This window comes from Mesorhizobium sp. WSM4976 (assembly GCF_029625685.1).
Taxonomy (GTDB): domain Bacteria; phylum Pseudomonadota; class Alphaproteobacteria; order Rhizobiales; family Rhizobiaceae; genus Mesorhizobium.
The window spans coordinates 132,061-152,171 of the sequence record NZ_JARTVT010000004.1 but is presented as its reverse complement, the minus strand read 5'-3'; the positions used below and the strand labels follow the sequence as shown (position 1 = coordinate 152,171).

At 64.0% G+C, this 20,111-nt stretch carries 20 protein-coding genes and 1 pseudogene; 8 read left to right on the top strand and 13 right to left on the bottom strand.

The features are described 5' to 3' along the window. Nucleotides 1–15: 15 nt before the first annotated feature. From P9272_RS06580 to P9272_RS06570, 3 genes are all read right to left on the bottom strand, one after another. Nucleotides 16–483 carry a hypothetical protein gene (locus tag P9272_RS06580; RefSeq protein ID WP_278159888.1) on the bottom strand — a complete coding sequence of 156 codons (468 nt, stop codon included), beginning with the start codon at nt 481–483 and terminating at the stop codon, nt 16–18. Continuing rightward, on the bottom strand, nt 480–1,712 hold the full coding sequence (rlmN, locus tag P9272_RS06575) for a 23S rRNA (adenine(2503)-C(2))-methyltransferase RlmN (RefSeq protein WP_278159887.1): 1,233 nt from the start codon (nt 1,710–1,712) through the stop codon (nt 480–482). Before rlmN ends, P9272_RS06580 begins: the two co-directional genes overlap by 4 nt. A gap of 130 nt (nt 1,713–1,842) precedes the next feature. Further along, nucleotides 1,843–3,273 carry a DHA2 family efflux MFS transporter permease subunit gene (locus P9272_RS06570; RefSeq protein WP_278159886.1) on the bottom strand — a complete coding sequence of 477 codons (1,431 nt, stop codon included), beginning with the start codon at nt 3,271–3,273 and terminating at the stop codon, nt 1,843–1,845. A 321-nt stretch (nt 3,274–3,594) separates the two neighbouring features. Here P9272_RS06570 and P9272_RS06565 point away from each other — a divergent pair, with 321 nt between their 5' ends. After that, entirely contained in the window at nt 3,595–3,894 is a 300-nt protein-coding gene (locus P9272_RS06565) for a hypothetical protein (protein ID WP_278159885.1), read from the top strand. 70 nt (nt 3,895–3,964) lie between these two features. Here the strand turns inward: P9272_RS06565 and P9272_RS06560 are convergent, their stop codons facing one another. Beyond that, nucleotides 3,965–4,522, bottom strand: a complete 558-nt coding sequence (locus tag P9272_RS06560) for a DUF305 domain-containing protein (RefSeq protein ID WP_278159884.1) — start codon at nt 4,520–4,522, stop codon at nt 3,965–3,967. A 139-nt stretch (nt 4,523–4,661) separates the two neighbouring features. On the opposite strand from P9272_RS06560, the gene P9272_RS06555 reads away from it, so the two are divergent. Continuing rightward, on the top strand, nt 4,662–6,011 hold the full coding sequence (locus P9272_RS06555) for a chloride channel protein (RefSeq protein ID WP_278159883.1): 1,350 nt from the start codon (nt 4,662–4,664) through the stop codon (nt 6,009–6,011). A gap of 3 nt (nt 6,012–6,014) precedes the next feature. Here the strand turns inward: P9272_RS06555 and P9272_RS06550 are convergent, their stop codons facing one another. The 4 genes from P9272_RS06550 to P9272_RS06535 all read right to left on the bottom strand — a co-directional run bounded on the left by P9272_RS06550 (nt 6,015) and on the right by P9272_RS06535 (nt 7,792). After that, nucleotides 6,015–6,236 (bottom strand): hypothetical protein, encoded by a 222-nt coding sequence (locus P9272_RS06550; protein WP_278159882.1) that lies wholly within the window; start codon nt 6,234–6,236, stop codon nt 6,015–6,017. Between the two features lie 55 nt (nt 6,237–6,291). Next, entirely contained in the window at nt 6,292–6,798 is a 507-nt protein-coding gene (locus P9272_RS06545; protein WP_128259583.1) for an invasion associated locus B family protein, read from the bottom strand. 253 nt (nt 6,799–7,051) lie between these two features. Beyond that, nucleotides 7,052–7,414, bottom strand: coding sequence for a YkvA family protein (locus P9272_RS06540; RefSeq protein ID WP_128259584.1), 363 nt, complete (start codon nt 7,412–7,414; stop codon nt 7,052–7,054). A gap of 84 nt (nt 7,415–7,498) precedes the next feature. Further along, nucleotides 7,499–7,792 (bottom strand): 4a-hydroxytetrahydrobiopterin dehydratase, encoded by a 294-nt coding sequence (locus P9272_RS06535; RefSeq protein WP_278159881.1) that lies wholly within the window; start codon nt 7,790–7,792, stop codon nt 7,499–7,501. Between the two features lie 104 nt (nt 7,793–7,896). On the opposite strand from P9272_RS06535, the gene P9272_RS06530 reads away from it, so the two are divergent. Further along, on the top strand, nt 7,897–8,412 hold the full coding sequence (locus P9272_RS06530) for a low molecular weight protein-tyrosine-phosphatase (protein ID WP_278159880.1): 516 nt from the start codon (nt 7,897–7,899) through the stop codon (nt 8,410–8,412). Here the strand turns inward: P9272_RS06530 and thpR are convergent. Together thpR and P9272_RS06520 are read right to left on the bottom strand one after the other, a co-directional pair. After that, a complete protein-coding gene (gene thpR / locus P9272_RS06525; protein ID WP_126080428.1) occupies nt 8,319–8,912 on the bottom strand; it encodes an RNA 2',3'-cyclic phosphodiesterase in 594 nt (197 codons plus the stop codon). The two genes, P9272_RS06530 and thpR, sit on opposite strands and share 94 nt — an antisense overlap. Nucleotides 8,913–9,029: 117 nt before the next feature. Next, nucleotides 9,030–9,692 (bottom strand): arylesterase, encoded by a 663-nt coding sequence (locus P9272_RS06520; protein WP_278159879.1) that lies wholly within the window; start codon nt 9,690–9,692, stop codon nt 9,030–9,032. A gap of 83 nt (nt 9,693–9,775) precedes the next feature. Between P9272_RS06520 and P9272_RS06515 the strand changes: the two genes are divergently transcribed. The 4 genes from P9272_RS06515 (at nt 9,776) to P9272_RS06500 (ending at nt 14,685) form a co-directional block, all read left to right on the top strand. After that, nucleotides 9,776–10,474: an ABC transporter ATP-binding protein gene (locus P9272_RS06515; RefSeq protein ID WP_278159878.1), complete on the top strand. Its 699-nt coding sequence runs from the start codon at nt 9,776–9,778 to the stop codon at nt 10,472–10,474. Continuing rightward, nucleotides 10,474–13,014: an ABC transporter permease gene (locus P9272_RS06510; protein ID WP_278159877.1), complete on the top strand. Its 2,541-nt coding sequence runs from the start codon at nt 10,474–10,476 to the stop codon at nt 13,012–13,014. Before P9272_RS06515 ends, P9272_RS06510 begins: the two co-directional genes overlap by 1 nt. Before the next feature lie 230 nt (nt 13,015–13,244). Then, nucleotides 13,245–13,985 (top strand): Bax inhibitor-1/YccA family protein, encoded by a 741-nt coding sequence (locus tag P9272_RS06505; RefSeq protein ID WP_128259590.1) that lies wholly within the window; start codon nt 13,245–13,247, stop codon nt 13,983–13,985. 115 nt (nt 13,986–14,100) lie between these two features. Further along, nucleotides 14,101–14,685, top strand: coding sequence for a GNAT family N-acetyltransferase (locus P9272_RS06500; protein WP_278159876.1), 585 nt, complete (start codon nt 14,101–14,103; stop codon nt 14,683–14,685). 86 nt (nt 14,686–14,771) lie between these two features. On the opposite strand, the gene P9272_RS06495 is transcribed toward P9272_RS06500, so the two are convergent. After that, nucleotides 14,772–15,158: a DUF2794 domain-containing protein gene (locus tag P9272_RS06495; RefSeq protein ID WP_095820344.1), complete on the bottom strand. Its 387-nt coding sequence runs from the start codon at nt 15,156–15,158 to the stop codon at nt 14,772–14,774. A 529-nt stretch (nt 15,159–15,687) separates the two neighbouring features. Next, complete coding sequence (locus P9272_RS06490) at nt 15,688–16,476, bottom strand: thioredoxin family protein (protein ID WP_278159875.1); 789 nt, start codon at nt 16,474–16,476, stop codon at nt 15,688–15,690. Nucleotides 16,477–16,660: 184 nt separating this feature from the next. Here P9272_RS06490 and P9272_RS06485 point away from each other — a divergent pair. Then, nucleotides 16,661–17,191 (top strand): annotated as a pseudogene (locus P9272_RS06485) (ceramidase domain-containing protein). Between the two features lie 120 nt (nt 17,192–17,311). On the opposite strand, the gene acnA reads toward P9272_RS06485, so the two are convergent. Further along, entirely contained in the window at nt 17,312–20,002 is a 2,691-nt protein-coding gene (gene acnA / locus P9272_RS06480; protein ID WP_278159874.1) for an aconitate hydratase AcnA, read from the bottom strand. Nucleotides 20,003–20,111: the final 109 nt, after the last annotated feature.

Sequence of the window (20,111 nt, the reverse complement as noted above, 5' to 3'; positions counted from 1 at the left end):
GCTTGCAGGCGCGGATCAAGCTTCCGGATCCGGCAACGGTTCGCGGCGCCAGCTTCCGGCCCAGCGGCCGGACGAGAGCCAATAGAAGATGCCGCCGACCATGCCGCTGCCGACCACGGCCAAGCGGGCGTTGGTCGCGGTGACATCGAAATTGGCGTCGCCCGCATTGTGCGCGAAGCCGAGGAAGACGATGGCGACGACCGCGCCGCCCAGCGCGTAATACAGCCAGTCGCGACGGCCAAGCACCTCGGCCACCAAAATGACGACGGCCGACGGCATAAAGGCGAAATAGGCGACGAACAACGCCACGAACGGCACCGAAAAATAAAGCGCGGGGACGATCGTCGGATGGCCTGGTTCCAGCGCATAGCCGAAATAGCCGAGGAAAAGGGCGTTGAGAAAGGCGCTCGCCGCCAGCGAGCCAACAATATAGCCGATCAGGATGACGGCGAAGCGTACGAGATAGGCGATGATACGCCTCACGCCTCGCCGTGCCCTGCGATCATCATGGCTTCGAGCGCCAGCCGGTCCACTTTCCGCATCCGCTCCGATTCCGACTTGAGCTGGCCGCAGGCGGCGAGGATGTCGCGGCCACGCGGCGTGCGGATCGGCGAGGCGTAGCCGGCATTGTTTATGTAGTCGGCAAACTTCTCGATCGTCTCCCAGTCCGAGCACTGGTAGTTGGTGCCGGGCCAGGGATTGAATGGGATCAGGTTGATCTTGGCCGGAATGCCCTTCAAGAGCTTCACCAGCGCCTTGGCGTCGTCGAGGGAATCGTTGACGTCCTTCAGCATCACATACTCGAAGGTGATGCGCTTGGCGTTGGAGAGGCCGGGATAGGCCTTGCAGGCGGCGATCAGGTCCTTCAGCGGGAACTTCTTGTTGATCGGCACCAGGAGGTCGCGCAGGTCGTCATTGGTGGCATGCAGCGAGATCGCCAGCATGACGCCGATCTCCTCGCCGGTACGGGCGATCTCGGGCACGACGCCGGAAGTCGACAGGGTGATGCGGCGCTTCGACAGAGACAGGCCGTCGCCGTCGGAGGCGATCAGCAGCGCCTTCTTCACCGCATCGAAATTGTAGAGCGGCTCGCCCATGCCCATCATGACGATGTTGGACACCTTGCGGCCCTCGGCTGGCACGATGGCGCCGTCCGGCGTGTCGCGGTCGGGGAAATCGCCGAGCCGGTCGCGCGCGGTGAGCAGCTGCGCCAGGATCTCTTCCGTCGTCAGGTTCCGCACCAGCTTCTGTGTGCCGGTGTGGCAGAAGGAGCAGGTCAGCGTGCAGCCGACCTGCGAGGAGATGCAGAGAGTGCCACGGCCTTCCTCGGGGATGTACACCGTCTCGATCTCGACGGGACGGCCGGCGCCGCGCGGCGGAAAGCGGAACAGCCATTTGCGCGTGCCGTCGGACGAGATCTGCTCCTCGACGATCTCGGGCCTCGCCACGGTGAAATGCTTGTCGAGCTCGGCGCGAAGGTCCTTGGAGATGTTGAACATATGGGCGAAGTCGGAGACCCCGCGCACATACATCCAGTGCCAGAGCTGCTGGGCGCGCATCTTTGCCTGGCGCTCCGGCACGATGCCAGCGCCGACAAGGGCCTCTCCGAGCTCGGCGCGGGTCAGGCCGATCAGCGACGGCTTCTCGGTGGGTGCTGCGCGGCGCAAGGCGTCACGGGCGCCTTCGGCGGTAAGATCAAGCGAAACGGTCATGGTGGCGCCAATATAAGCGATTTGCGGCCGATTTCAGCATCGCCCGAACAGGAAGCGCGGCGCATAGCACAGCTTGGCGATGGAGTCATGCGCTGGCCGCCCTTGGAAGAAGAGAGAGATGGCCCCAACCTTACTCTTGAGTATCCATCCGCCGGCGATGGCCGCTGACCTGCTGGCCATCCTCCGGGTGCAGGAAGAAGAAGCCCGGAATGGAGAGCAGCGGGATCACCGCAGTCAGCAGGAACGCCCAATGGAACTGCTCCGCCGTCGGCGCATGCACCTCGCCGGAGACGAGGCCGAGCACCATGGCGGCGATCGAGACGCCGAGCGAGACGCTGAGCTGCTGCAGGACACCGCCCAGGCTGGTGGCGCGGCTGAGCTTCTCGCCCGGCAGGTCGGCGTAGGACAGCGTGTTGGACGACATGAACTGCGCCGAACGGACGATGCCGAAGAAGAAGACATAGAGCCCGATCAGCCAATGCGGGGTGTCGGCGCTGAGCAGGGCAAAGCCTGCCACGGCGACAGAGCCGACCATCGCGCTGCCGCTCAGCACGGCCTTGAAGCCGAAGCGCCGCAAGAAGAACGACAGCAGCGGCCGCATCAGCAGGGCGCCGAAGCTGCCGACGAAGGTCAGCGAGCCGGAGGTGACCGGGCTCATGCCGAAACCGACCTGCAGCATCAGCGGCAACAGAAACGGCGCACCGTTGAGGCCGATGCGGCACAGCCCCCCGGCCAGCGTGCCGATCCAGAAGGAGCGGAAGCGGAACAGCGTGAGATCGACCGCAGGCGCCGCGACGCGGCGCGCATAGCGGCCGAAGGCGAAGAGCAGCAGGACCGAGGCCGCCAGCGCCAGCACAGTCGCCAGCGGCGAAATGATCGGCCTGCCGATGTTCTCGAGGCCGAACTGCAGCAGCGCGGCGCCAGCCCCCACCATGAGGAAGCCGGCGAAGTCGAAAGGCCGCGCCTCTTCGCCGCGAAAATCATCGACGAAGCGCAGGGCGGCGAAAATGCCGATCAGGCCGAAAGGGACGTTGACATAGAAGATCCAGCGCCAGGAGGCGTAGGTGGTCAACAGGCCGCCGAGCAGCGGCCCGATGACGGGACCGACGATCGCCGGCAAGGTCATGTAGGTCATGGCGGTGATCAGCCCGCTGCGGGGAAAGGAACGCAGCAGGATCAGTCGCCCGACCGGCGTCATCATGGCGCCGCCCAGCCCTTGCAGCGCGCGCATGGTCAAAAGCATGCCGAAGCTGTCGGCCACGCCGCACAGGACCGAGCCGAGGGTGAACGTGAAAAGCGCCAGGGCGAAGATCCTGCGGGCGCCGAACCGGTCGGCGAACCAGCCGCTGACCGGGATGAAAACGGCCAAGGTCAGGATGTAGGTGGTGATCGCCAGATTGAGCCGGACCGGCGTTGTGTCGAGGCTTTGCGCGATGGCTGGGATTGCGGTGGTCAGGATGGTGGAATCGAGCTGTTCCATCAGGAAGGCGATGGCGACGATCGACGGGATGATCAGCTTCAGCCGTGGGTCGCGCTCGGTCGCAAAAAGATGCTGTTCCAATGGTCCGCCAGTTCTCTCGCGCAGGAAGCGGTGGCCCGCAGTGAGCCATCCGCGATCAAGCCGGCGTCGATGTCGTGCGGTCCAGCCGGTCCGGATTCCCACCGCACCGGACTGCTTTATGTCCCGATCGCTGCGAAGCGATAACGATTTCGGCTGGCACAGAGGTCAACAAATGTTGACCCGCGCCGGAGTCTGGGGCGGGCCGCGACCGGTCGCCGGCATCTGAACATCGATCACATATTCGTGTTGGCGTAACCAATCGAAACGAATCCGCGAACCGGAAGGGGGCGACCATGCCCCCCAACAATGGGAGTCTTTCAGATGCACTCGATCAAGTTCGCACTCATTGCCGGCTTTGCCGGCCTTTTCGCCTCGCAGGCCTTCGCCGAAGACACGATGGGCGCCATGACGATGATGAAGGGCGGTCAGGTGACAGCGATCATGCCGGACGGTCACATGGGCACCATGATGACGGACGCCAAGATGAGTGGCGAAATGATGAAGATGGCCAAGCCGATCAAGCATTGCATGATGATGATCACCGACGCCAAGGGCAAGGCCTACATGATCGATACCTCGACCAAGAAGGCCCAGGCCGAATGTGAAAAAATGGCGATGTAAGGCCAGCTTCCGTCAATCCGGCTTGTTTGGGCCGGGGTGGGCGCTCGGCCTGCCGCTATGGCAGGCCGGGTCACCTGTCCACTTCAAGGGTGTTTATACCGGTGCTTTGGTCTGTCTCGGGCGGCGGTGGCGAGGCGCCACGAACTCGATAGGAGGGCAGGTCCAGGGCGCCGGACGGGGTTGGGTTGGCTTCGAGCCGTGCGATCAAGCGCTTCATCTGAGCGATCTCACGAACCTGCGCGTCGATGATGCCGTCGGCCAGCCTGCGAACTTCGGGATCGCGAATATGCGCGCGTTCGCTGGTCATGATGGCGATGGAGTGATGCGGGATCATCGCCTTCATGTACGAGACGTCGGTCACGGTTTTCTGGGTCCTGACCAGCCACAAGGCGCCGGCAAAAACGGCAATTGCGGCTACGACAATGGTGATGTTTGCAGCGATGTTTTTGTACATTCCCCACATGAAGCCGATCATGATCAGCGCCATGGTCGCACCCATTAAAATGGCCATCCAGACGCGGGTCTGGCTGAAGAAGACATGATCCAGCGCATAGGTGTTCAGATACATGACTCCGTACATGACGACGGTCGATGCCACGATCATTGCGACAAATCGGATGTAGCTCATCCCTCTTCTCCTCGCTAAAGGAGCAGAACTATCGGCGCGAGCGTTTGATCCGTTGGCGGCCAAGGGCCCTATAGTCAGCTCTCGACCGACTTCCCAATGCTGATCGTGCAATAGGCGGAGTCCGTTTCAGAGGACAGGCATGGCCGGCATATCCCGAAAATACCGTTTGTTGCGGCGCTCGCAGGCGATGTGGGTGTCGCGCCGAGTCTGGCAGCCGCGCCTGGTCTTCTGGGCAGGCGCCATCTCGATCGGCCTGATCAGCGTCCTTTTCGCCCTGCTCGCCGACCGGGCGCAGGCCCTGTTCCATGCCATGACCGGGCATGACGGCGGCTGGCGTTTCTATGTGCCCTTGGTCGTGACGCCGCTTGGGTTCGTCGGTTGCGCCTGGCTGGCGCATTCCTTTTTCCCGGGATCGCAAGGCAGCGGCATTCCGCAGGCGATCGCGGCGCGACATCTGCGCGACGAGGACGACCGCAGCCGCCTCCTGTCGCTCAGGCTGGTGGTGGGCAAGATCGCGCTCACCATCGTCGGCCTCGCCTGCGGCGCCTCGATCGGGCGCGAGGGCCCGACGGTGCAGGTCGGCGCTTCCGTGATGCTGCAGGCGGCGCGCTGGGGCGGCATGGCGCAGGCGCGCGGGCTGATCCTGGCCGGCTCCGCCGCCGGCATCGCCGCCGCCTTCAACACGCCGCTCGCCGGCATCGTCTTCGCCATCGAGGAAATGGGCCGCGCCTATGAGGCGCGCACCAATGGGTTGGTGCTGACGGCGGTGATCCTGGCCGGCCTCGCCTCGCTGGGCCTGCTTGGCAACTATACCTACTTCGGCGTCGCCAAGGACACGGTCGCCTTCGCCACGGACTGGCCGCTGGTGCTCGCCTGCGGCGTCATCGGCGGCGGGGTCGGCGCGCTGTTCTCGCTCCTGGCGCTAAGGGTCATGCGCCGCATCCGGCGCTGGAACGCGCTGCAGCCGCTGCCGCGCACGCTGATGGTGGCGGCCATCTGCGGGCTCGCCGTGGCGGTGATCGGCGTCGCGTCCGGCGGGCTGACCTTCGGCACCGGCTATGCGCAGGCGCGGGGCGCGATCGAAGGCACGCCGCTGCCGGCCTTCTTCTTCGTCGAGAAGTTCGCTGCCGGCCTCCTGTCGATGGTGTCGGGCATTCCGGGCGGCCTTTTCGCGCCGTCGCTGGCGGTGGGCGCTGGACTGGGCAGCACGCTCGGCCTGGTCCTCGGGGCGGCCACGGGAACCGCGGCGCTGCTCGGCATGGCCGGCTATTTCGCCGGCGTCGTGCAGGCCCCGATGACGGCTTTCGTCATCATCCTCGAGATGACCGGCAACCACGACAATGTCATCGCGCTGATGTGCGCGGCGATGCTGGGCTACGGCACGGCGAGGCTCATCTCCAACGAACCGCTTTACCATGCGCTCTCGCGCGTCTTCATCGCCGAGGCGATCCGGCGGCGGCGGGCGGAAGCGGAGCCGCCGAGAAGCTGAGCGTCAGGCTGATCCGCCGCTCAGCGATCTTCCGATTTTGGCTGCGGAAGGCACATCTCGCTGTTGTGCCAGAGAACCAGATCCTCCTTGGCTTTCCATGTCGCCTCGCGCATCGAGAGCTTCGATCCGCTCTGAGATGTCTTCCCAGTAGACCTGCTCGCCCGCCTTGCGAAGCGCTTCGTCGGTCTTGACGATGACCATGGCGGTTTTCTGCCAATGGTCCATCACCATTTGCCTGATGGCCGGTCGATGCCGCTGTCCGTCGGCAACGGACCTCGGCCTATTTGCACTTGGCGATCGAGGCCAACGCGGCCGAGATGCCTTTCAGCGAAAAGACGTAGGAGGTCGGGTTGCCGCGGCCCGACTTGGCCGACACTTTCATGTCGGTGCCGGTCTTCATGGCGGCGATCAGCACCGGTTCCTCAGCGGCGTTCTCGACCCAGGCCGACTTGCCGCGGGTGAACATCGAGAAGGTCTTCTTGTCGATGGTGACGGTGGCCTTGGAGCCTTCCTGGAAATTGTAACCGGCGATGAATTGCGGCTCGTAGGAAACCTGCTGCCCTGGACGCTGGCTGACGAAGAAGAACATGTCGCCATGGTCGAGCGACGGCGGCTGCTTGTCCGTGGGCACGGTCAGCACATAACAGACCTTGCCGGCCTGTGACTGATAGCTGTAGGTGCCCCAGGCATTGTGCTGGCCGATCTTGGTCGCCTGCTGCGCCAGCGCCGGCGCCGCTGAGGCGACCGCCAGGACCAGGCCGGAAATTGTAGCAATCAATCCGCGCATCGTTCTTCCCGTATTCCAACTGGTGCGGAGGCGGGCCGCGTGGCGTCCTGCCGTCGCTTCATTTTGATTTAATCAGGGTTACCAAACGGTGAATCGTCCTCAAGAAAAGGAACTCACCCCGGAAACCGCCACCATCCGCGCCGCCGCCGTTGAAAGCGGCTGGCGCGACGTCCCGGGCGGAGTTGGATGCCACGAAAACGGCAAGAGTTTGTCTTTTCGCACACGCTGATTTGCCGGCTGAAGCGGGCCGCCGTCAGCCCTTGTCGGCCAGCGCGTCCTTGGCGGCCTGCCTGTGGGCTGGCGTGATGTGGGCGCTGACGGCGGCGATCGCCGCAGTCAGCACGGCAAGGTCGTCGGTGTAGCCGAGGCCGACGATGAAATCGGGAATGAAATCGAACGGCAGGACGAAATAGCCAAGCGCACCAAGCAGCGTGGCCCTGGCACGCAACGGCGTGTCCTTGTCCATGGCGCAGTAATAGGCGGCGACGACCTCATCCATGAACGGGATCTGCCGCGCCGCCTTCTTGACGGTGCGCCAGAACTTTTCACGGACCTCGCTTTCGCCGGCGAGCTTGTCGCCGAAGCCGAAGAATTCGAAACCGGTGCCTTGCGTCATCAATCGCTCCTTGGCGGCCGGGCGCATCGTTGCGCCGGTCCGCCGGCGGAGAATGTGGTGAAGGCGGGGGGCTGCTGCAAGAGTTTACCCCAAATACCGGTTCATCCGCTTCGCCAACTCGATGTCTAGCGCCGTCACGCCGCCGGCATCATGAGTGTTCAGCGTCACGTCGACAGTCTTGTAGACATTCGACCAATCCGGATGGTGGTCCATCTTTTCGGCGGCCAGCGCAACGCGGGTCATGAAGGCGAAGGCCTCGGAGAAATTCTTGAAGACGAAGCTGCGCCTGATCGAGGCGCCGTCGGCGGCGAGCGACCAGCCGTCGAGTTCCGCCAGAGCGGCGGCAATCGCGTCCTTGCTGAGTTTCTCTCTCGTCATGATGATTTCCCGTGCTATCTCGAATTTGACCCTCACCATAATGCAAGTCGCCCAAAGGTGCTTTGCGGTTTTGGGGTTCCAAATGCACAAACGGCGCATATCGTATGAGCATAAAGCCCATAAATTCCGTTCTGTTCGTCTGCCTCGGCAATATCTGCCGTTCGCCGCTGGCCGAGGGTGTATTTCGCACCGTCGTGGCCGAGCGTGGCCGGGGCCTGGATATGCTGCTCGATTCGGCTGGGACCGGCGGCTGGCATGCCGGCTGGGAGCCGGACCGGCGCTCGATCACGGTGGCCGCAAGGCATGGCGTCGACATTTCAGGGCAAAGGGCGCGCAAGGTGCTGCCGGAGGATCTTTCGCGCTTCGACGTGATCCTCGGCATGGACAGGGCGAATGTGCGCGACCTCAAGGCGCTGGCGCCGCAGGCCGCGCGAGACCGCATCCATCTCTATCTGGATTTCGCTACGGGAAAGGCCGCGGACGTGCCGGATCCCTATTATGACGGCGCCGAGGCCTTCGCCTCGGTCTACCGCATGATCCGCGAGGCGTCGGAGGCGCTGGCGAAGCGGCTCGAGGCGAGCGTTTCGGCGACCAGCGGCCAGGCTTCCTCGACGATGTAGGGGCCGCCGCCGACCGAATCGCGCGACGACATCAGGACGAAACGGCCGACACGGAAGGGAAGTGCCGCGAAATTGCCGCGCGCCGAAAGATATTGCGCGACATCGAGCGGGCTTGCATTGCGCAGGCGCGCCAGCGTCACATGCGGCGAGAATTTGCGTGGATCGGCCGGCAGGCCGAGCCGCTGGCAGATGCGGTCGATTTCACCCTGCAGAGCCGTCAGGTCCGGCGAGGCTGACACGCCGGCCCACACCGCATGCGGTTTCTTGCCGCCGAAGGCGCCGACGCCGGAGAGCGTCATCTGGAAAGAGGGGCGGTGAACCCTGTCGAGGGCGTTGGCGATCTCGTCGGCGACATGGCCTTCGACATCGCCGATGAAGCGCAGCGTCAGGTGATAGTTTTCGACATCGATCCATCGCGCTCCGGGCAGCCCGCCCCGGAGCAGGGACAAAGAGAGAGCGGCATCACGTGGAATTTCGAGGGCGGTGAAAAGACGTGGCATGTGAAGCCTCCTGTCCTCGAATCGAACTCTCGACCCTAGCGAATCATCGATATCAGCGCGGGGCAAGCGGTTTGTTGTCCACAATGTTTCCCCAGCGGAAAGCGTGGCTTTTCGGTCTCACGACGCACCGCCATTCGCGGCGATGGCCTTCTCAACCACGGGGAGGATGCGCTCGACCATGATGTCGACCCCCTTGGGATTTGGATGCAGGCCGTCTTCCAGCTGCAGGTCGGCGTGGCCGGCGACGCCGTCGAGGAAGAACGGATAGAGCGGAATGCCGTATTTTTCCGCGAGCCGCGGATAAATGGCATCGAAAGCCTTCTGGTAGTCAGGGCCGAGATTAGGCGCGGCGCGCATGCCGGCCAGAAGCACCGGAATATTGCGCTGCTTCAGCTTGCCCAGCATGGCGTCGAGGTTCTTCTCGGCGATGTCGGGTGAAAGGCCACGCAGCATGTCGTTGGCGCCGAGCTCGAGGATAACCAGCCTTGTGCCGTCCGGCACCGACCAATCGAGCCGCGCCAGCCCGCCGCTCGAGGTGTCGCCCGACACGCCCGCATTGGCGACGGTGACGTCGAGTCCCTTCGCCTTCAAGGCTGCCTCCAGCCTGTCGGTGAAACCTTGGCCAGGGCCGAGGCTGTAGCCTGCCATCAGGCTGTCGCCGAAGCCGACGATGGTGAAGGCGGCGGCGCGCGCCGACGAAATGGCGCCGCAAAGGCCAAGGAAAAGAATGAGGGCTGCGAAAACAACGGGGACTGCGGCAAAACGATGTTTGAATGCCATGCGGCGAGCCCCATATGACCGAAACAACCCAAGGAAGGAGACACGGGCCGTCCCCTTTTTTTCACATATAGGGCGCTTTTATTGTGACAGAAGCCGTCATCGCGTTGAGGGACGTATCGCTGACGCTGGGCGAGGGCGCCTCGTCAGTCAATGTGCTGAAGAGCGTGAGCCTCGATGTGGCGGCCGGGCAAGCTACCGGCATTGTCGGTCCGTCGGGGTCCGGCAAGTCCACACTACTGATGGTTCTTGCCGGCCTGGAGAGGGTCGATTCCGGTACGGTCCGGATCGCCGGCGAGCTTATCAACGAAAAAAGCGAGGACCAAATTGCTTCGTTTCGTGGACGAAACATTGGCATCGTGTTCCAGTCTTTCCACCTCATCCCGAACATGACGGCGCTGGAGAATGTCGCGGTGCCGCTTGAGCTTGCCGGCCATGCCGATCCGTTCGGAGTGGCCGCGCGGGAACTCGCGGCGGTCGGCCTGAGCGACCGCGTGACGCATTATCCGGGCGAGCTTTCCGGCGGCGAGCAGCAGCGCGTGGCGATCGCGCGGGCGCTGGCGCCTTCGCCGCGCATCCTCATCGCCGACGAGCCGACCGGCAATCTCGACCAGGCGACGGGAAAGCAGATCGCCGATCTTCTCTTCGCCAAGGCGGCCGAACGCGACATGACGCTGGTGCTGGTCACGCATGATCCGGCACTCGCCGCGCGCTGCGCGCGCCAGGTGTCGATGCGCTCGGGGCGGATCGAGGACGCGCCGAAAGCCGTGAAGGTTCCCGCCTGATGCGGCCATTGAAGCTCGCCATCCGCTTCTCGCTGCGGGAAATGCGCGGCGGCCTGTCCGGCTTCATGATCTTCCTTGCCTGCATTGCGCTCGGCGTCGCGGCGATCGGTGGCGTCAATTCGGTGGCGCAGGCGATCAGCGCCGGTGTTGCCGATCAAGGACAGACGCTGCTTGGCGGCGACTTGCGCTTCCAGATCAACCAGCGCAGCGCATCCGATGCCGAGCTCCGGTTTATCCGCAGCCTCGGCGCAGTTTCGCAAACCTCCGGCATGCGCTCGATGGCGCGGCTGGAAGACGGGCACGACCAGGCGCTGGTCGAAGCCAAGGCGGTCGACGACGCCTATCCGCTCTACGGCGCGCTGGAAACCGATCCGGCGCTGCCGAAGGACCAATTGTTCGGCGAAAGGTCCGGCGCGTTCGGCGCCGCCGCGCCCGACCTGTTGTTCGAGCGGCTCAATCTTCACGTCGGCGACAGGCTGAAGCTCGGCAGCGCCATTTTCGAGTTGCGGGCGAGGCTGGTCAGCGAGCCGGATGCGGTCTCGGACGGCTTTGGCTTCGCGCCGCGGCTGATGATGTCGCACGCGGGCCTTGCCGCATCCGGTCTGGTGCAGCCCGGCAGCCTGGTCGAGAACGCTTACAAGGTGCGGCTGCCCGATGGCACTTCCGAGGCGGCGATCAAGGGCATCCAGGCTCAAGCCGCGAAAGATTTCCCGCAGGCCGGCTGGTCCATCCGCACGCGCAGCAACGCCGCCCCATCGCTTTCCGCCAATATCGAGCGTTTTTCGCAGTTCCTGACCCTGGTCGGGCTGACGGCGTTGGTGGTCGGCGGCGTCGGCGTGGCGAATGCCGTGCGCGCCTATCTCGACGGCAAGCGTGGCGTCATCGCAACCTTCAAGAGCCTCGGCGCCTCGGGCGGCTTCGTCTTCACCGTCTATCTGGTGCAGATCCTGTTGATCGCCAGCCTCGGCATCGTGCTCGGTCTCACCCTGGGCGCCGCGATGCCATTCGTGGCGAGCACGCTCCTGCAATCGGTCATCCCCGTGCCGGCGCAAGGCGGCATCTATCCAGGCGCGCTCGCCATGGCCGCGCTGTTCGGCCTGCTGGTGACGCTGGCTTTCGCGCTCCTGCCGCTCGGCCGCGCCCGGGACGTGCCGGCGACCGCGCTGTTCCGCGAAATGGGTTTCGAGAGCCGTGGCCTGCCGCGCCTGCCCTATGCGGGTGTGGCGCTCGCTATCGTCATCATGCTGGCGGCGCTGGCGATCCTTTCGGCCAATGACTATCGCATCGCCTCGATCTTTGTCGGCGCCACGGTCTTTGCCTTCCTGGTGCTGCGGCTTGTTGCGGTGCTGGTGCAGTGGGCGGCGAAGAAAAGCCCGCGCGTACGCTCCGTTTCGCTGCGGCTGGCGCTCGGCAACATCCATCGGCCCGGCGCGCTGACGCCCTCGGTGGTGCTCTCGCTTGGCCTCGGCCTGACGCTTCTGGTGACGCTGGCGCTGATCGACGGGAATCTCAGGCGGCAGATCTCCGGCAGCCTGCCGGAGCGGGCGCCGAACTTCTTCTTCGTCGATATACAAAGCGCCGACGTCGATGCCTTCGCCAGCCTGGTGGGCAAGGAGTCGCCCCGGGGAACGCTGGCCAAGGTGCCAATGCTGCGCGGCCGCATCATGGCGCTCAACGGCGTAGACGTCGACAAGGTGAAGATCTCGGCCGACGGCGCCTGGGTGCTGCGCGGAGACCGTGGCCTGACCTATGACGCCAAGCAGCCGGAGAATGCGACCCTGACCGAAGGCACGTGGTGGCCGCAGGATTACTCCGGCGAGCCGCTGGTGTCGTTCTCGGCCGCGGAGGGCAAGGCGATCGGGCTGAAGCTCGGCGACAGCGTCACCGTGAATGTGCTCGGGCGCAACGTCACGGCGAAGATCGCCAATTTCCGCCAGGTGCAATGGGAGACGATGGGCATCAACTTCGTCACGGTGTTCTCGCCCAACACCTTTGCCGGGGCGCCGCATGGCTGGCTGGCGACACTGACCGACAAGAGCGCGACGACAGCCGACGACGCAAGGCTGCTCAACGCGGTCACCCGCGCCTTTCCGGCGGTGACAACGGTGCGCGTCAAGGACGCGCTCGACATCGTCAACCGGCTGGTCGCGCAACTGGGAACGGCGATTCGCGCCGCAGCCGGCGTGACGCTGGTCGCCTCGGTGCTGGTGCTTTCCGGGGCGCTTGCCGCCGGCAACCGGGCGCGCATCCACGACGCTGTGGTGCTGAAGACGCTCGGCGCCACGCGGCTGACGCTGATTGCCGCCTTCTCGCTGGAATATGTGCTGATCGGCCTTGCGACCGCGCTGTTCGCGCTGGCCGCCGGCGGCATCGCTGCGTGGTTCGTGGTCGCGCATATCATGACGCTGCCGTCGCATTTCATGCCGGAGGTGGCGGTGGCGACGATCCTGGTTTCGCTGACGGTCACCGTCGGCATCGGCCTTGCCGGCACCTGGCGGGTGCTCGGGCACAAGGCGGCACCGGTGCTGCGCAACCTCTGACCGAGCGCGGCTCCAAGTCGCCCGCCTGGTTAAATCTTTGTAAGAATGCCGTGCGGGAGGGCCAAAAACCGGCCTTTCGCACTCTCACAAAGCGTTACGATCTGTTACCGTCTTGTTCTTGACGTCGAGAACCATCATATTTCGTGCTAGGCATGCTGGAGCCCCGCCAGCGGCGCCTGGTCCCCAAAGGGACCTGTCACCGGACGGGCAGAAGCAACAGAGGATTCCCAATGGCTGATCCCATTCGCAACTACCAGACGGGCGCCGCTTCCGGCGCGCGCGTCGATATCGATCAGGGCCTGCGCGCCTATATGATCAAAGTCTACAACCTCATGGGGCTTGGCCTTCTGATCACCGGCCTTGCTGCCTGGGGCGCGTTCCACCTCGCCGTCACGGGCGACGGTCAGCTGACCGGTTTCGGCCAGCTCATTTATGCCAGCGCCTTCCGCTGGGTCGTCATCCTGGCGCCGCTCGCCGCGGTGATGTTCCTGTCGTTCCGCATCCAGTCGATGAGCGTAGGCGCGGCGCAGACCACGTTCTGGGTCTATGCCGGCCTTGTCGGCCTGTCGCTGTCGACGATCTTCCTCGTGTACACCGGCACCAGCATCACCCAGACCTTCTTCGCTACGGCCGCGGCCTTTGGCGGTCTGTCGCTCTACGGCTACACGACAAGGCGCGACCTGTCGGCGTTCGGCTCGTTCCTGATCATGGGCGTGATCGGACTGCTGATTGCGATGCTGATCAACATCTTCCTGCAGTCGTCGGCGCTCGGCTTCGCCATCTCGGCGATCGGCGTGCTGGTGTTCGCGGGTCTGACTGCCTACGACACGCAGCGGATCAAGGAGATGTATTTCGAAGGTGACGTCGCCGACGTCGCCGGCCGCAAGGCGATCATGGGTGCGCTGCAGCTCTATCTCGACTTCATCAACCTGTTCATGTTCCTGCTGCAGTTCATGGGCGACCGCCGCTAAGGGCGGTTACCCGTCTCACTGGACCATAGAATTGCCAAGGGCGGCTCAACGGCCGCCCTTTCCTTTTGGACATGGCTCTGCTGTTATCGAGGCAGGAAAACAAACTGCATAGATTATGAGCAATATTGCGATCAGGGCCGCCACCGCGGCTGACCTCGACCGGATCACGGAAATCTATGCCGACGCGGTCACGCATGGCACTGCGAGCTACGAACTGGAGCCGCCCAGCCGCGCCGAAATGGGCAATCGATTCGACAGCTTAACGGCCGGCGGCTTTCCCTACCTCGTGGCGGAGAAGGACGGCGCAGTGCTCGGCTATGCCTATGCCGGACCGTTCCGGCCGCGCCCCGCTTACCGGTTCGTCATCGAGGATTCGGTCTATGTTGCGCCCGAGGCCAAGGGGCAGGGCGTGGGCTCGCTGCTGATGCGGGCGCTGATCCAAACGGCGTGCGCGGCGGGCTTCCGCCAGATCATCGCGGTGATCGGCGACGGTCATGCCGACAGCGCTTCGGTGCGGCTGCACGAGAAGCTCGGCTTCCGCCATTCCGGTCGCCTGGAAGGATCGGGCTACAAGCACGGGCGCTGGCTGGACACGGTGTTCATGCAGCTGTCGCTGAACGGCGGCGCGGAATTGCCGCCGGATCCCGATTCGCTGCCGGAGCAGAGGTTTCGGGGAGAAAAAGGGGAACTGAAGAACTGAGGAACTGAAGAACAAAGAGGGAAGCCACAGCGTCAGGCGCCTCTTTTCCTCAGTTCTTTTTCAGTTCCTCAATTCCTCTTTTTCCTTCAAGCCTCGACAACCTTCAGCTTCGCATCGAACACGCCGAGCACGCGGCCGAGTTCCTGGCCGCGTTTCAGGATGCGGCCGCCGGCCGCAATGACGGCGAAAGCGCCTTGGCGGCGCGCCAGCTTGGGGTCCTTGACGATCTGGAACAGCGGCACTTCGCTCGCCCGGCGGAAGACGGAAAAGACAGCGCGATCAGTGAGATGGTCGATGGCATAGTCGCGCCATTCATTGGCCGCCACCATGCGCCCATAAAGCCTCAGGATCTGATCGAGCTCGCGCCGGTCAAATCGCACCGGCTGGTCGAGGCGTGCGCTGCGCGCCTCGTGCAACGGGATCAATATTCCGGATGCTTCCCCATCCTCCGTCCCGCTGCTGTGATCGGTCATGCCTCGATCCTTCGATTGAATCATGCGCCGGCCAAGGTTCGCGCTTTCAGGGTCGAATTGCAAGGGCCGGGCAGGCATGCGCTCGGTCGCGCGGTTTCCCAAACGTCCAGTCACGTTTGCGAAACACATGTTGGAATTGGTGATGCTCTGCCACAATCTCGCCACAAATAATCCGCGCTCATGCCCCAATGTCCGACGAATTTACCGGCGTTGCCTGAGACGGTTCGGTCCGGCACCGGCTCGTAAACCCCAAGCCCCCCGCCCACGGGTCAGCGTCGGATCGAACCAACCTCGGTTTTTCCTTGGAAGAATCAGGTGCGACGATCCCAAAACCTGAATGACCGGCGTCAGAAGCAAGCTGACGCCGGTTTTTTATTTTCCCTTCTTCCCTTGTGGGAGAAGGTGGATCAGCGCGACGGCGCCGAGACGAATGAGGGACGTTCCAGCGGAGTGACGTAGGTGTTCCCTCATCCGTCGCCTTCGGCGACACCTTCTCCCACAGGGGGCCCACAGGGGGAGAAGGGAAAAGCTACAGCCGATCCGGCTTGTGGATGAAGGCGGCACCGAGGATCGGGCCGGGGATGCCGTCCTTGCCGACCGACTGCAGCAGCACCGCGCAGCCGCCCTTCTTGGCGATCTCGGTCATCGGCAATTCGTAGCGCTGCGCCTTGCCGTGCCACATGCCGGCGGTCTGTATGTCGGAAACGGCGTTCCAGTAGGTCAGGCTGCGGCCGCTGTTCTCGCCCTGGCCGATCTTCACCATCTGCGGCGGGCCGAAATAGACGAGCACCACATGGGCGTCCGCCGGGCCGCCGGCGGCATCGCCCGCCTCGATCATGACGCGGTCGCTGGTGCGGCTCACCTTGATGGCGACCCGCATGCCCTCGCCGGCCCTGTCCATCCGGGCCAAGGCGCCGTCGACATCCTTGCGGCTGGCGCCGTTGACGTGGCTGCGGCCGTTGATGACGGCCTGCGGCGTATAGACCGAGCGGCTGCCGAAGGCGCGCATATAATCATACTGGCGCTCGGTGTTCTCCTTGGTGCTTAGCGTGTCCTGCCAGCCCAGGTAGTCCCAGTAATTGACGTGGTAGGCGAGCGCGACGATGTCGTCCTTGCCGGCAAGCTCGGCGAAGAACTCGTCGGCCGGGGGACAGGAACTGCAGCCTTGGCTGGTGAACAATTCGACCACGCCCAAGGGCTTCTCGGTTTGGGACTTGTCGGTCGCGGCCTTCTCAGGCTCGGCTGCCAGGGCCACGCCGCCCAACGCCGTAAAGGCCAGCGCTACTGCCGCAAGCCGCAATCGTCCTCGAAATGCCATGACTTTTCCAATTCCCGCCGGTGACGCCGGCCTTGTTCTGATTGCTAAAATATGTGGCAGAAGCGTCAGTCAACGGGAAGTCACGTTGCGGTGAAATTTTGCCGTTGCAACCTCAGGTAAGGAGGCAATAGGAGAAGCCCTTGCATTTCACGGCGCGGTTCGATTCGGGAGCAGCACCCTCACCATGTGGCAAACTCTCCTGACCCCTGTCGATCTTTATTGCGAACGGACGGGGCCAAGACTTTAGGCAGAGCCGGCTAATGCTTTGACCAACTTGGCGTTCATTGCCGCAGGACTGTGGGGCGTCCGGCAAGTGCGGCGATACGAGACCGGCACTTTCGCCAAGATGCTGGCCTGGTGGGTGGTAGTGATCGGCATCGGCTCGACCTTGTTCCACACCTTCGCCAGCAAAGGCACGATCTGGGCCGACTGCGGCAAGCCTCGAACGGCACGACCAGCTATCTGCCGCCTTTCCTGGCGCTCGCCTTCTTCGGGGCGTAGGCCGCGGCAATCGGCAACCGGGCCGGCTGGTACAATCTGGCGGGATCGGCGATCTTCGTCGTCTCGGTCATCTGCCGCATGATCGACCCGCTGATCTGCGTCAGCTTCCAAGCTCGGCACGCATTTCCTCTGGCACGCCCTCAACGGGCTGATGCTGGCCGTATTGTTGGCGGCGACCGCGAGGTTTGGAAAGATGAGGGCAGTAGGGCGGTAGGGCAGTAGGGCAGTAGGGCAGTAGGGCAGTAGGGCAGTAGGGCAGTAGGGCAGTAGGGCAGTAGGGCAGTAGGGCTATCCTTTCCCTACTCCCGTACTGCCTTAATGCCTTATTCCCCTACTAAGCAGCGAGATCGCGCAGCACGTATTGCAGGATGCCGCCGTTCTTGAAGTAGTCGAGCTCATCCAGCGTATCGATGCGGCAGATGATCGGCACGTTCTTCACCGCGCCGTCGCCATATGTGACCTGGGCGACCATCTTCTGGCGCGGCTTGATCGCGTCCAGCCCGTCAATCTCGACCAGCTCGTCGCCCCTCAAATTGAGGGAGGCCCATGAGGTGCCTTCCTCGAAGACGAAGGGGATGACGCCCATGCCGACCAGGTTGGAGCGGTGGATGCGCTCGAAAGACTGGGCGACGACCGCGCGGACACCGAGGAGGTTCGTGCCCTTGGCCGCCCAGTCGCGCGAGGAGCCGTTGCCGTACTCGACGCCGGCGAAAATGACCAGCGGCACGCCTTCCTTCTTGTACTCCATGGCGGCGTCGTAGATCGACATCTCCTCCTTCGAGGGATAGTGGATCGTGTAGCCGCCTTCGCGGCCGTTCTCCCCAAGCATGTGGTTGCGGATGCGGATGTTGGCGAAGGTGCCGCGCATCATCACCTCGTGATTGCCGCGCCGCGTGCCGTACTGGTTGAAGTCGGCGACGCCGACGCCATGCTCGGTGAGGTACTTGCCGGCCGGCGAGGCGGCCTTGATCGAACCCGCCGGGGAAATGTGGTCGGTGGTGATCTTGTCGCCGAAGAGACCGAGCACCCGCGCGCCCTTGATGTCGCCGACCTTGCCGAAGGCGCGGCCCATGCCGGCGAAATAGGGCGGGTTCTGAACATAGGTCGAGTGATCGTCCCAGGCATAGGTCTGGCCTTCCGGCGCCTTGACCTTCTGCCAGTAGGCATCGCCCTTGAAGACGTCGGCATATTTTCGGGCGAACAGCTCGCGCGTGACGTTCTTCTCGATGAACTCCTGGATCTCGGCCGAAGTCGGCCAGATGTCCCGGAGGTAGACCGGCTTGCCGTCGCTGCCTTCGCCGAGCGGCTCGGTGGTCAGGTCCTTGGTCACCGTGCCGGCCAGCGCATGCGCGACAACCAGCGGGGGCGAAGCGAGGTAGTTTGCCTGCACATCCGGAGAGACGCGACCTTCGAAGTTGCGGTTGCCGGACAAGACCGCGGCAGCAATCAGACCCTTGTCGTTGATGGTCTTGGAGATCGGCGCCGGCAACGGGCCGGAATTGCCGATGCAGGTGGTGCAGCCGAAGCCGACCAAGTTGAAGCCGATCTGGTCGAGCTCCTTCTGCAGGCCGGACTTTTCGAGATATTCGGCCACCACCTGGCTGCCGGGCGCGAGGGAGGTTTTCACCCACGGCTTCTGCTTCAGGCCGCGCCGGTTGGCGTTGCGAGCCAAGAGGCCGGCGCCGATCAGCACGCTCGGGTTCGAGGTGTTGGTGCACGACGTGATGGCGGCGATAACGACGTCGCCATGGCCGAGATCGTAATCGGTGCCTTCGACGGCATAGCGCTTCGAGATCTCGGCGGCCTTCTTGTATTCGGTCTCCATCGCCTTGGCGAAGCCGGCGGGAACGTCCTGCAGGGCGACGCGGCCTTCGGGGCGCTTCGGCCCGGCCATCGACGGCACGACGTCGCCGAGGTCGAGCTCGAGCAGGTCGGTGAAGACCGGATCGGCCGAGCCGGCATCACGCCACATGCCTTGCGCCCTTGAATAGGCCTCGACCAGCGCGATGCGGCTTTCCTCGCGGCCGGACATGGTGAGGTAGCGGATGGTCTCCGAATCGACCGGGAAGAAGCCGCAGGTGGCGCCGTATTCCGGCGCCATGTTGCCGATGGTGGCACGGTCGGCCAGCGTCATGTTGGAAAGGCCGGGTCCGAAGAATTCGACAAACTTGCCGACGACGCCCTTCTTGCGCAGCATCTGGGTGACGGTGAGCACGAGATCGGTGGCGGTGACGCCTTCCTTGAGCTTGCCGGTGAGGCGGAAGCCGATGACCTCCGGCAGGAGCATGGAAACCGGCTGGCCGAGCATCGCGGCCTCGGCCTCGATGCCGCCGACGCCCCAGCCGAGCACGCCGAGGCCGTTGATCATGGTGGTGTGCGAATCGGTGCCGACGCAGGTGTCCGGATAGGCGGTGGTTTCGCCGTCTTCCGAGTTGGTCCACACCACCTGGCCCAGATATTCGAGATTGACCTGGTGGCAGATACCGGTGCCGGGTGGCACGACGCGGAAGTTGCGGAAGGCCTGCTGGCCCCATTTCAGGAACTTGTAGCGCTCCTCGTTGCGCTCATATTCGAGCTCGACATTGCGGGCGAAGGCCATCGGCGTGCCGAACTCGTCGACGATGACGGAGTGGTCGATGACGAGGTCGACGGGCACCAGCGGGTTGATCTTTTCAGGATCGCCGCCGAGCGCCTTGATGCCGTCGCGCATGGCGGCCAAGTCGACAACCGCCGGAACGCCGGTGAAGTCCTGCATCAGCACGCGGGCCGGGCGATAGGCGATCTCGACGCCTGCGGTTCCCTTGTCGGTCAGCCAGGCGGCGACCGCCTGGATCGATTCCTTCGTGACCGAGCGGCCATCCTCGTTGCGCAGGAGATTCTCCAGCAGCACCTTCATCGAATAGGGCAACTGGGAAATGCCGGTGAGACCGTTCTTCTCGGCCTCAACGAGGTCGAAATAAGCATAGTCCGCGCCACCCGCGGTCAGGGTGCGGCGGCATTTGAAACTGTCGAGGGATTTTGACACGTGCGATCCGTCCTTGTCTGTTCAGCCTGAAAGGGAACGGACGCCGATGGCATGCAATCACGCGCAAAGGTGCGGGTACGGCCATTTCCGCTGTCCGCTCCCAAGCAAC